This window comes from Hydrogenophaga sp., assembly GCF_051007235.1.
GTDB lineage: Bacteria > Pseudomonadota > Gammaproteobacteria > Burkholderiales > Burkholderiaceae_C > Hydrogenophaga.
Map to the genome: position 1 here is coordinate 1 of NZ_JBPCSJ010000560.1, position 10,686 is coordinate 10,686.

Sequence of the window (10,686 nt, forward strand, 5' to 3'; positions counted from 1 at the left end):
CTGGGCCCGCGCCCGCCCGGGCGCGGCACGCCCGGCCACGGCGAGACCGCCCACAAAGTTGCGACGTTGAAGGAAGGGGGATGGGGTCGTGTTCATGGGGGTCTCAAAAATCAGGAAAGGTTCAGACGGCGAACTGCCAGGCGCGCACCTCGGATGCCGGATGCTCGGTCTTCAACGGAGGTTCAGCCAGCTCGGCCGCGGTGTGCTAGCCGAACTCGCGCAGCACGCTGTCCTTGACGGTGGTGAAGGCGTAGGACGAGCGGTCGCGCGGGTGGGCCAGCGGCACGGGCACGGTGCGGCGGATGCGGCCGGGTCGCGGCTCCATCACCACCACCTTGTCGCCCAGGTAGACCGCCTCCTCCACGTCGTGCGTCACCAGGATCATGGTGATGCCCTCGGTCTGCCAGATGCGGTGCAGCTCCTGCTGCAGGTGGGCGCGTGTCATGGCGTCGAGCGCGCCGAACGGTTCGTCCAGCAGCAGGATGTCGGGCCGGTTCACCAGCGCGCGGGCAATCGCCACGCGCTGCGACATGCCGCCCGAGAGCTGGTGCGGGTAGGCCTTCTCGAAGCCGGTGAGGCCCACCAGTTCGATGTGCTCGCGGATGGTGGCGCGTCGCTGGCCTTCGGTCAGGTCGGAGTTCAGCAGCCCCAGCGCGATGTTCTTCTCCACCGTCAGCCAGGGGAACAGGCGGTGCTCCTGGAACACGATACCGCGGTTGAGGTTCGTGCCCTTGATGCGCGTGCCGTCGAGCAGGATCTCGCCCTGGTAGCCCTCTTCCAGACCGATGACCAGGCGCAGCAGCGTGGACTTGCCGCAGCCGCTGGTGCCCACGATGCTGACGAACTCACCCGGGGCTATGGTGAGGTCGATGTCCTGCAGCACGGGCAGGGGCTGGCCCTTGACCTCGTACTGCTTGTTCAGGCCCCGGATGTCCAGGGTGCCGGCGTGTGCCATGGTGTTGTCCTCTTCAAAAAATCAATATCTGGCGACCGTGCGGTCGCGCCAGGCCAGCAGGCGGCGTTCCAGCGCAGCCGTGAACGCGTTGAGGGCGTAGCCCACCAACCCGATCACGGCCACACCGAACAGCACCAGGTCCATCTGGAAGTGCTCGCGGCCGTCGATCAGGGTGTTGCCGATGCCGGCGCCGGACGCCATCAGGTATTCGCTGCCCAACGTGGCCAGCCAGCTGTAGATCAGCGCCAGCTGCACGCCGGTGAACACCGAGGGCGCAGCGGACGGTGCGATCACGCGGGTCAGCTGCTGCCAGAGACCGAAGCCGTAAACGCGCCCGACCTCGATGAACTCGCGCGGCACGCTGCGCAGGCCCTCGAAGGTGTTGAGCACCATCGGGAAGAAGGCCGCCATGCCGATGAAGGCCACCTTGGCGCCGTCGCCCAGGCCAAACCACATCGAGAGCATCGGAATCCATGCGAACAGCGAGATCTGCTTGAGCGTGTGGAAGGACGGGCCCACCAGGCGCTCGGCCCAGCGTGACCAGCCCAGCAACACGCCCACCGCCAGTCCGGCGCTGGCGCCCAGCACGAAGCCCCGCGCGTTGCGCCAGAGGCTGGCCGAGAGCGCGGTCCACAGCTCGCCGCTGGTGAGCTGTTGCACGGCGCGGTCCCACACCGCGGCGGGCGAGACCAGCAGCGGCGAGGTGGACCAGCCCGAGGCCACGGCCCACCACCAGAACAGCAGGATCAGCGCGGGCAACACCCAGCCGCGCAACGCCGGCGGGACGGCGGTCAACGAACGTGTTCGTGACATGTTGTTCTCCTTGCTCACAAGCCGGGCTTGCGCCAGCGCAGCAGCCAGGCCTCGGCCAGCGACAGCAGCTTGTCGATGGCAAAGCCCACGATGCCCACCGCCAGCACCGAAGCCAGCACCACGTCCAGCTGGAACAGCTGGCGCCCGTAGACGATGAGAAAGCCGATGCCTTCGGACGAGGCCAGCAGCTCCACCACCACCAGCGCGAGCCAGGCGTGGGTCAGGCCGTAGCGCACGCCGTTCCAGATCGGCGCCGTGGCGGCCGGGAACACCACGCGGGTCAGCATCTGCCAGCGGCTGAAGCCGTAGACCCGAGCCACCTCGATGAAACGGTTGGGCACGCCCTGGATGCCCTGGCAGGTGTTGAGCGTGACCGGCACCAGGGTGGCCTTGGCGATCAGCAGGAACTTGAGCGCCTCGTCAATGCCGACCAGCAGCATCAGCAACGGCAGCCAGCCGATCACCGGCACCTGGGCGAAGGCCTTGAACAGCGGGTACAGGTAGTCGCGCGCCGTGGGCGAGAGCCCCATGACCGACCCCAGCACCAGCCCGCCCAGCAGGCCGATGCCGAAGCCGGTGAAGACGCGCACCAAGCTGATCTGCAGGTTGCTCCAGATCTCGCCGCTGACCACCATGTCGGCGAAGGTGCGAAACACCTGGGCCGGCGGCGGCAGCACCTGTTCCGGCGCCCAGCCCCAGACCGACGACAGGTGCCACAGCAGCAGCAGCGCCAGCGGGAAGGGCCAGGCCCATAGCCATTGCAGCGGCGGACGCCAGCGGCGACCCGACGACAGCGTCGCGGCCACAGGCTCCGTCGGTGATGGCAGCGACACAGTCACCCGCAGAGATGAAGACATGGTCATGCGCTCCACTCGGGTCGTGCCGTCAATTCGCGAGCTGGCCGTCGGGTCCGTAGACCGGCCAGTAGGTTTCGAGCTTGAGTTCCTTGAGCGCCACGTTCAGGTAGCGGCGGTCGAACCAGCTGTCGATCTCGGGCACCGAGCGCGTGAGCTTGAGCGCGTGGGCGTCTTTGGCCGCTTCCTTGTAGCGCGCCACCAGGAAGGGGTCGAGCAGCGGCGAGAGGCGCACGCGCAGGGGCTGGCCGATGAAGTCCTCGCGCCAGATCTTTTCCGGGTACTCGGTCTTGCCCCAGCGTTCGAACAGGTCGGCGCGGTTGGCCTCGTTCGAGTAGCGGTGCGCCACCTTGACCAGCGTGGTCACGACACGCTGCACGGCCTGCGGGTGCTTCGCGGCGAAGTCCTCGGTCACCAGCAGGTGGGTCTGGCGGGTGAACTTGTAGTTGTCGGCCGCGGCGGACCAGACGATCTTGGCCTGTCCCTTGTCGCGCAGGTCGAAGGCGCCGACGTAGTCGAAGATGGCGTCCACGTCCTTGTTGACCAGCGCGGTGCGGCCACCGGCCAGGTCCAGGTTGATGAGCTTGAGGTCGCTTTCCTTCAGCCCGTGCGCCGCCAGCGCGGCAGACGCGGCCAGGTGCAGGTTGGTGCCCTTGAACAGCGCCACGCGCTTGCCCTTGAGGTCTTCGAGTTTGGTGATGCCCGAATCGGGCTGCACCGCCAGGTAGAGCCCGGTGCGCACGCCGCTGCCGGCGATCAGCTTGGTCTTCACGCCGTTGGCGCGCGCCACGATGGCCGGCAGGTCGCCTTGCCAGGCGAAGTCCAGCTGCTTGTTGACGAGGGCCTCGTTGACGGCCGGGCCGGCGCCCTTGAAGAACACCCACTTGATCTCGACGCCGTCCTGGCGGAAGGCTTCTTCAAAAGCGCCGTCGGTGTAGGCCAGCGCGGTGGTGGTACCGCCGTGGCGGATGGGGTTGCTGCCCACGCCGCCGGTGGCCACCCCGATGCGGATGACTTTCAGCGGCTCGGGGGCGGACTGGGCCTGGGCAAGGCCGGTGGTGGACAGGGTGAAGGCCAGCGCGAGCAGGCCGAAGCGGTGACGTGGATTCATGGTTCCTCCGGTTGAATCGATGGCTGTGGACCGGACGGAATCTACGGACAGCGCCTTGCTCGCGGAACGAATGAAAACGGATATCCAAACGCAGCGCTGTTGGACTCATGAGCTCATCGCCGCACCGCATAAGAAACCCGTGTTTGACGCACATCGATATGCGAATCCCTTCGTTCACGGGCGGGGGCAGCGGACCTAGTCTGAAAAAAGGACGCCGCGATCCGCCCCGTCCAGCGCAACAAACACCCAAGGAGTTCCCATGTCCCAGCTCAACGACCTACCCGGCACTTACTCGCGCTTCAAGGCCGAGCCCTACACCCCCCACATCGGCGCCGTCATCCACGGCCTGGACCTGCGCCAGCCGCTGGACGAGGCCACCCAGGCCGAACTGCGCCACGCCCTCGCCCGCCACGAGGTGATCTTCTTCCGCGACCAGGACCTGACGCCCGAACAGCACGTGGCTTTCACGCGCAACTTCGGCGGCGTGGCCGAGGTCAAGGCCTTCTTCCCGCGGCTCGAAGCGCACCCCGAGATCGAGATCGTCGAGAGCACGTCCGAGAAGCCCAAGGCCGCCAGCAACTGGCACGCCGACATCACCTGGCGCGAACAGCCGCCCCTGGGCACCAGCCTGTACGCGCAGGTGATCCCCGCCACCGGCGGCGACACGCTGTGGGCCAGCCTGACCGCGGCCTACGACAGCCTGCCGCCCGCCTTCCAGGCCTACCTGGAAACGCTCACCGCGGTGCACACCTGGGAAATCAGCGGCTGGACCGAGTACCTGCTGGCCAAGGACGCCAGCGGCGACGAGCTGAAGGCCGCGCGCGCCAAGTACCCGCCGGTGGAACACCCGGTGGTGCGCGTGCACCCGGTCACCGGCAAGAAGATCCTGTACGTCAACAGCACTTTCACCAGCCACATCAAGGGCCTGTCGCGTTCGGCCAGCGACGCGCTGCTGACCCAGCTGTTCGAACTGGCCCGCGTGCCCGAATTCCAGGCCCGCCTGCGCTGGGCGCAGGGCACGCTGGCGGTGTGGGACAACCGCTCGACACAGCACTACGCGGTGGGCGATTTCTTTCCTCAGCACCGCAAGCTGCACCGCATCACGATCACGGGATAACCCCCCCTGCGTCGCCTGCGGCGCCTTCCCCCCCAGGGGGACGGCGCCTGTGGCCGGGCGGAGCCCGTTCCACGGCGCCCCTGGCCGCTCGCGCCGGCGCGACCTCTTTTTGCTGAACATCCCACAGGTCAACCAACAAGACACAATCGCAACTGCAAACCCAACGACAACTGCGCCTCGGCGCCTTCATCATGGCGACCGGCCACCACATCGCGGCCTGGCGCCACTCCGGCGCGCAGGCCGATGCGGGCGTCAACATCGACCACTACATCGAGCTCGCGCAGACCGCCGAGCGCGGTCTGTTCGACCAGGTGTTCGTGGCCGACAGCCCCGGCATCTGGCACAAGGGCGACCGCGAGTCGTTCAGCCGCCAGGGGCGGCTCTCGCACTTCGAGCCGGTCACGCTGTGGGCCGCGCTGTCGGCGGTGACGAAACACATCGGTTTCGTCGCCACCGCGTCCACCACCTACGAAGACCCCTACCTGCTGGCGCGCAAGTTCGCCTCGCTGGACCACATCAGCAAGGGCCGCGCGGCCTGGAACGTGGTGACCACCAGCGCCGAGAACGTGCACGGCAACTTTGGGCTGGACGCGCACCCCGACCCGGCCACCCGCTACGAGCGCGCCCATGAATTCGTGGACGTGGTCAAAGGCCTGTGGGATAGCTTCGAGGACGACGCCTTCCTGCGCGACAAGGCCTCGGGCGTGTACTTCGACCCCGACAAGCTGCACGCGCTCAACCACATCGGCAAATTCCTCAAGGTCAAAGGGCCGCTGAACATCGAGCGCCCACCGCAGGGCCACCCGGTGATCGTGCAGGCCGGATCGTCGGAAGACGGCAAGGAGCTGGCCGCCGCCACCGCCGAAGCCATCTTCACCGCCTGGACCAGCCTGGCCGAAGCGCAGGCCTTCTACCAGGACGTGAAGGGGCGCATGGCCAAGTACGGCCGCCGCCCCGACCAGCTGCTGGTGCTGCCGGGCATCTCGCCGGTGATCGGCCGCACGGAGGCAGAAGCGCAGGCCAAGTGGGCCGAGCTGCAGGCACTCATCCACCCCTCGGTCGGTCTGGCCACGCTGGCGCCGTTCTGGCCGGGTGAAGACCTGTCGAAGTGGGACCTGGACGCGCGCCCGCCCTACATTCCCGAACCACCCAAGGGCATCAACAGCCGGGCCCACGTGGTGCTCGAACTCGCCCGGCGCGAGCGGTACACGGTGCGCCAGCTCTACGAGTACCTGGCCGGCGCACGCGGCCACTGGGTGGTGGTGGGCACACCGGTGCAGATCGCCGACCGCATGCAGGAATGGTTCGAGAACGGTGCGGCCGACGGCTTCAACGTCATGCCGCCGGTGCTGCCGCAAAGCCTGAACGAGTTCGTCGATCTGGTCGTGCCCGAACTGCAGCGCCGCGGCCTGTTCCGCACCGCGTACGAAGGCCGCACGCTGCGCGAAAACCTCGGACTGGAACGCCCGGTCGGCCGCTACGCCCAGCCGCAGGCCAAGGCGGCCTGAGTTGTCGGGTCTCGCCCGTCAGGCGGTGGCGTGGCACGCACGCCACCGCTTTCTGTGGTCGTTCGCGGTGCTGTCCCTGTTCATGGGCGTCAGCGTCGGCCTGGCCAAGGTGACCACCAGCCTCTACGCAATGCAACTGGGCGCCAGCGGCTGGTGGCTGGGCGCGATCGCCAGCGCGCAAAGCCTGGGCATCCTGATCACCGCCCTGCCGGTCGGTGTCTGGGTCGAGCGCTTCGGCCCGCGGCGCCTGTTCATGGCCGGCAGCCTGGCGGGCGGCCTGCTCTATGCGGTGCTGCCGCTGGTGCCCCACGCGGCGTTCCTGCTGGGCATGACGGTGCTCACCGGCCTGGTGATGCCCACGCGCTTTGTCTCGCTGCAAACCATCTTCATGGGCATGTTGCAGCAGATCGGCCCGTCCAACGCCGGCTGGCAGCGCGCGGCCCACATGTCCGGCATGTTGCTGCTCGGCCCGCTGATCACGGCTTCGGTGATCGCGCACCTGGGCCATGCCGGCAGCTACTGGCTGGTGGCGCTGATGTTCCTGCTCACCGTCGCGCTGTCGCAGCGCGTGCTGGGGCAGCCGCTGCCATCGCCCACTGCGCCGATCTCGCCCCGGCCCCCGGGCATCCGAGCATCGATGGCACAGGTGCTGGCCCATCCGCAGGCGCGGCGGCTGGCGCTGACCGAGGCCTGCGTCCAGAGCCTGAACATGTACCACGCCTTCTTCATCGTCGTGATCGCGGTGCAGGACCTGCACGTGCCCGCCGCGGCGGCCGGCAGCCTGGTGGCGGTGCAGGGGGCAGCGTTCATCCTGGCCTTGCTGGCGCTGGGTTCGCCGATCCAGCGGCTGGGCCGCCACGCGACGCCCGCCGGTGCGGCACTGGCCGCCCTGGGTTGCGTCGCTCTGGGCGCCGCCGACGGCCTACCCCTGCTGCTGGTGGGCAGCGCCCTGCTCGGCCTGGGCCTGGGCACGATCGAGGTACAGGTACTCGGCCGCATGGCCGCGCTGGGCGCTCGCCTGGGCCAGGGCCGCATGGCCGGGCTCAACGCGATCGCAGGCCCGGGCGGCGCCCTGCTGGGGGGTCTGCTGGGCGGCAGCTTTGGCGCCTGGGCCGGGTTGCAGGCGGGCTTTCTGCTGTGCGCACCGCTGATGTTGCTGGTGGCGCGCGCCGCGGCGCGGGAGAACTGAAAGGAGCGGGCTTCAGCCCGCTTCCTGCGCCTGCATCACCGCCTCGCGGCTGAGCGTGGGCACGAAGGTCTCGATGAAACCGTAGGCAAAACCCGGCAACCAGTGGTTGCGCCGCAAGCCCAGGCGGGTCAGGTTGATCTGGAACAGGTGCCCGGCGTCGATGGCGTGCAGGTGGGTGTCGCGCTCCTCGTCGAAGGCAATGGACGCGACGATGCCCACGCCCATCTCCAGCTCGACATAGGTCTTGATCACGTCCGCGTCCATGGCGGTCAGCACCACGTCCGGCTTCAGGCCCGCGCGCGCGAAGGCGTCGTCGATGTGGGCACGCCCCGTGTAACCCAGCTCGTAAGTGATGATGGGATACGCCACCAGATCCAGCAGCGTGACCGTCCGGTCCAGGTCCAGCAGCGGGTGCCCTGGCGGCACAACGATGCTGTGGCTCCAGCGGTAGCACGGCAGCGTCACCAGTTGTGCGTAACCGGCCAGCGCTTCGGTGGCCACACCGATGTCGGCATCGCCCGAGAGCAGCATCTCGGCCACCTGCTGAGGCGAGCCCTGGTGCAGGTGCAGCGTGACGCGCGGGTAGCGGCGGCGGAAGTCGCGCACCACGTGCGGCAGCGCGTAGCGCGCCTGCGAGTGGGTGGCCGCAATGGACAGACGGCCCTCTTCGCGGCCTTGCAGTTCCTGGCCGGCGCGGCGCAGGCTCTCGGCGTCCAGCAGCACGCGCTGGATGATGGGCAGCAGGGCTTTGCCGGCCGCGGTCATGCCCAGCAGGCGCTTGCCCGAGCGCACGAACAGCTCGACGCCCAGTTCCTCTTCGAGTTCGCGCACCTGGCGGCTCACGCCGGGTTGCGAGGTGTGCAGCACCGAGGCCACCTCGGTCAGGTTGAAGCCGCAGCGTTCGGCCTCCCGGACCGATCGCAGTTGTTGGAAATTCATGGTGGTTCTTGTGGCGATAAAAAAAGGCGACACCGGGAACCCGGTGTCGCCGCCGCAGCAGCCCCGTCAGGGGCTCGCGCCAAGCGCGGCGGGGGTGACTCAAAGCTTCGCGATGGACACCTCGGTCGACTTCACCAGGGCGACCACGTCGGACCCCACGGCCAGACCCAGGTCGTTGACCGAGCGGGTGGTGATGACCGAGGTCACGACGCCCCAGGGCGTCTCGACGTCGACTTCCGACACGACGTCGCCCTTGATGATTTCCTTGACTTTGCCTTTGAACTGGTTGCGCACATTGATGGCTTGAATGGACATGACTCTCTCCTTGAAAAAATTAGGAACGGGAAAACAGGGCAAAAAGGCCGAAACACACGATCAGCACCAGCGCAACCCGAAACACCAGGCGCTGCAAGGCGCTGTCCTGCTCGGCGTCGGGGCGCTCGGGCAGCGCGTCGCGGCTGAAGGGGTTTTCATCGAACAGGTTCATGGCCGCTCACAGGCTGTAGCGCACCTGATCGAACGCCACCGGCTGGAAGTGGCCCGCCGGCTGCAGGCGCAGGCCCTCGCGCAGCAGCAGCGAGACCGCATCGTCCAGCCGGGTGCTGATCTCTTCCGATGGCTGGTATTGGCCGCGCTCGTCCTTGGGGATCTGGCTGTCGGACGCGTACACCCCCGGCAGGATGTGCTGCGCGCCCAGCGACTGCAGCACCGGTCGCAGTGCGTAGTCCAGCGCCAGCATGTGGTGCGGGCTGCCGCCGGTGGCGATGGGCAGCACCACCTTGCCTTTGAGCGCGGTCTGGGGCAACAGGTCGAGAAAGACCTTGAGCACACCGCTGTAGGCGGCCTTGTAGACCGGTGTCGCCACCACCAGGGCGCGGGCACTGGCCACCTGTTCGATGGCGCGCACCACGCTGGCGTGGCCCCAGTCGGCCAGCAGCAGCGCCTGCGGTGACAGGTCACGGATGCGCAGGCGGTCGACGCGCAAGCGCCGGTCGTCGACGGCGGCGTGCAGGCGTGCCTCCACACCGTCCAGCAGCGTGGCCGAGCGCGAGTGTTCGGTGGGGCTGCCGGCGATCAGCAGAACGGACATGAATACTCCCTGAAGTGTGTGTGACGGCAAACGGGGTTCGTCTTACCGCTTCGTGTAGATCTGGTCGAACGAGGCGCCGTCGGCGAAGTGGTCCTTGGCCGCCTTCTCCCAGCCGCCAAAGGCCTCGTCGATCTTGAACAGCTTGAGCTGGGGGAACTGCTTGCCGTACTTGGCCTGCGCCTTGGCCGAGATCACCGGGCGGTAGAAGTGCTTGCCGATGAGGTCCTGGCCTTCTTCGGTGTACAGGTACTCCAGGTAGGCCGTGGCCACGGCGCGCGTCCCTTTCTTGTCCACGTTCTTGTCGACCACGGTCACCGCCGGCTCGGCCAGGATGGACAGCGAGGGGTAGACCACGTCGAACTTGGTGTTGAACTCTTTCTCCAGCAGGTAGGCCTCGTTCTCCCAGGCGATCAGCACGTCGCCCTGGTTGCGCTGGGCGAAGGTGATGGTCGAACCGCGGGCGCCGGTGTCCAGCACGGGCACGTTGCCGTACAGCTTGGCCACGAATTCCTTGGCCTTGGCCTCGCTGCCGAACTTGCGCTTGGCAAATTCCCAGGCCGCCAGGTAGTTCCAGCGGGCGCCGCCCGAGGTCTTGGGGTTGGGCGTGATGACCTTGACGTCGGGGCGGATCAGGTCGTCCCAGTCCTTGATGCCCTTGGGGTTGCCCTGGCGCACGGCCAGGATGATGGTGGACGCATACGGCGTGCTGTTGTGCGGCAGGCGCTTCTGCCAGTCCTTGGGAATCCAGCCGCCGTTGGCGTGCAGCGCGTCGGTGTCACCGGCCAGGGCCAGGGTGGCGACGTCGGCGTCCAGCCCGTCGATGATGGAACGGGCCTGCTTGCCCGAACCGCCGTGGCTCTGCTTGATGGTCACGTCCTGGCCGGTCTTGGCCTTCCAGGCCTTGGCGAAAGCGGCGTTGATGTCCACGTACAGCTCGCGCGTCGGGTCGTACGACACGTTGAGCAGGGTCACGGGGGCCGGCTGGGCCAGGGCGGTGCCGGCGCTGGTCGCCAGTGCGGCGGCAGCGATCAGCGAGGTGGTGAAGTGGCGGCGGGTGTTCATGGTTTGGCTCCGGAATGAATGACAACGGAACGGATCATGAAATCCCAT

General features: G+C 67.8%; 11 protein-coding genes and 1 pseudogene. 3 read left to right on the forward strand and 9 right to left on the reverse strand.

What is annotated here, in order from left to right; genetic code table 11:
- Window positions 1–121: 121 nt before the first annotated feature.
- The 4 genes and pseudogenes from ACR2JA_RS19835 to ACR2JA_RS19850 form a co-directional block, all read right to left on the reverse strand.
- Window positions 122–955, reverse strand: a pseudogene (locus ACR2JA_RS19835) (ABC transporter ATP-binding protein).
- A 21-nt stretch (window positions 956–976) separates the two neighbouring features.
- Window positions 977–1,768, reverse strand: coding sequence for an ABC transporter permease (locus ACR2JA_RS19840; RefSeq protein WP_434010780.1), 792 nt, complete (start codon window positions 1,766–1,768; stop codon window positions 977–979).
- A 14-nt stretch (window positions 1,769–1,782) separates the two neighbouring features.
- Window positions 1,783–2,625: an ABC transporter permease gene (locus tag ACR2JA_RS19845; RefSeq protein ID WP_434010781.1), complete on the reverse strand. Its 843-nt coding sequence runs from the start codon at window positions 2,623–2,625 to the stop codon at window positions 1,783–1,785.
- Window positions 2,626–2,653: 28 nt separating this feature from the next.
- Entirely contained in the window at window positions 2,654–3,733 is a 1,080-nt protein-coding gene (locus ACR2JA_RS19850; protein WP_434010782.1) for an ABC transporter substrate-binding protein, read from the reverse strand.
- A gap of 259 nt (window positions 3,734–3,992) precedes the next feature.
- Here ACR2JA_RS19850 and ACR2JA_RS19855 point away from each other — a divergent pair, with 259 nt between their 5' ends.
- The 3 genes from ACR2JA_RS19855 to ACR2JA_RS19865 all read left to right on the forward strand — a co-directional run bounded on the left by ACR2JA_RS19855 (window position 3,993) and on the right by ACR2JA_RS19865 (window position 7,547).
- Window positions 3,993–4,850, forward strand: a complete 858-nt coding sequence (locus ACR2JA_RS19855) for a TauD/TfdA dioxygenase family protein (RefSeq protein ID WP_434010783.1) — start codon at window positions 3,993–3,995, stop codon at window positions 4,848–4,850.
- Window positions 4,851–5,002: 152 nt separating this feature from the next.
- On the forward strand, window positions 5,003–6,358 hold the full coding sequence (locus tag ACR2JA_RS19860; protein ID WP_434010790.1) for an LLM class flavin-dependent oxidoreductase: 1,356 nt from the start codon (window positions 5,003–5,005) through the stop codon (window positions 6,356–6,358).
- A 1-nt stretch (window position 6,359) separates the two neighbouring features.
- Window positions 6,360–7,547: an MFS transporter gene (locus ACR2JA_RS19865; RefSeq protein ID WP_434010784.1), complete on the forward strand. Its 1,188-nt coding sequence runs from the start codon at window positions 6,360–6,362 to the stop codon at window positions 7,545–7,547.
- A 12-nt stretch (window positions 7,548–7,559) separates the two neighbouring features.
- Here ACR2JA_RS19865 and ACR2JA_RS19870 read toward each other — a convergent pair whose 3' ends face one another.
- From ACR2JA_RS19870 to ACR2JA_RS19890, 5 genes are all read right to left on the reverse strand, one after another.
- Window positions 7,560–8,486, reverse strand: a complete 927-nt coding sequence (locus ACR2JA_RS19870; protein ID WP_434010785.1) for a CysB family HTH-type transcriptional regulator — start codon at window positions 8,484–8,486, stop codon at window positions 7,560–7,562.
- 99 nt (window positions 8,487–8,585) lie between these two features.
- Window positions 8,586–8,801 carry a TOBE domain-containing protein gene (locus tag ACR2JA_RS19875; protein ID WP_434010786.1) on the reverse strand — a complete coding sequence of 72 codons (216 nt, stop codon included), beginning with the start codon at window positions 8,799–8,801 and terminating at the stop codon, window positions 8,586–8,588.
- Between the two features lie 19 nt (window positions 8,802–8,820).
- Window positions 8,821–8,973, reverse strand: coding sequence for a hypothetical protein (locus tag ACR2JA_RS19880; protein ID WP_434010787.1), 153 nt, complete (start codon window positions 8,971–8,973; stop codon window positions 8,821–8,823).
- Window positions 8,974–8,979: 6 nt separating this feature from the next.
- On the reverse strand, window positions 8,980–9,576 hold the full coding sequence (gene ssuE, locus ACR2JA_RS19885; protein ID WP_434010788.1) for an NADPH-dependent FMN reductase: 597 nt from the start codon (window positions 9,574–9,576) through the stop codon (window positions 8,980–8,982).
- Between the two features lie 42 nt (window positions 9,577–9,618).
- Entirely contained in the window at window positions 9,619–10,638 is a 1,020-nt protein-coding gene (locus ACR2JA_RS19890) for a sulfate ABC transporter substrate-binding protein (RefSeq protein WP_434010789.1), read from the reverse strand.
- Window positions 10,639–10,686: the final 48 nt, after the last annotated feature.

What these genes read in the sequence shown, in the direction of transcription:
- ACR2JA_RS19840 (WP_434010780.1), bottom strand. Translation starts at nt 1,768, where the DNA reads ATGTCACGAACACGTTCGTTGACCGCCGTCCCGCCGGCGTTGCGCGGC.
- ACR2JA_RS19845 (WP_434010781.1), bottom strand. Translation starts at nt 2,625, where the DNA reads ATGTCTTCATCTCTGCGGGTGACTGTGTCGCTGCCATCACCGACGGAG.
- ACR2JA_RS19850 (WP_434010782.1), bottom strand. Translation starts at nt 3,733, where the DNA reads ATGAATCCACGTCACCGCTTCGGCCTGCTCGCGCTGGCCTTCACCCTG.
- ACR2JA_RS19855 (WP_434010783.1), top strand. Translation starts at nt 3,993, where the DNA reads ATGTCCCAGCTCAACGACCTACCCGGCACTTACTCGCGCTTCAAGGCC.
- ACR2JA_RS19870 (WP_434010785.1), bottom strand. Translation starts at nt 8,486, where the DNA reads ATGAATTTCCAACAACTGCGATCGGTCCGGGAGGCCGAACGCTGCGGC.
- ACR2JA_RS19875 (WP_434010786.1), bottom strand. Translation starts at nt 8,801, where the DNA reads ATGTCCATTCAAGCCATCAATGTGCGCAACCAGTTCAAAGGCAAAGTC.
- ACR2JA_RS19880 (WP_434010787.1), bottom strand. Translation starts at nt 8,973, where the DNA reads ATGAACCTGTTCGATGAAAACCCCTTCAGCCGCGACGCGCTGCCCGAG.
- ssuE (WP_434010788.1), bottom strand. Translation starts at nt 9,576, where the DNA reads ATGTCCGTTCTGCTGATCGCCGGCAGCCCCACCGAACACTCGCGCTCG.
- ACR2JA_RS19890 (WP_434010789.1), bottom strand. Translation starts at nt 10,638, where the DNA reads ATGAACACCCGCCGCCACTTCACCACCTCGCTGATCGCTGCCGCCGCA.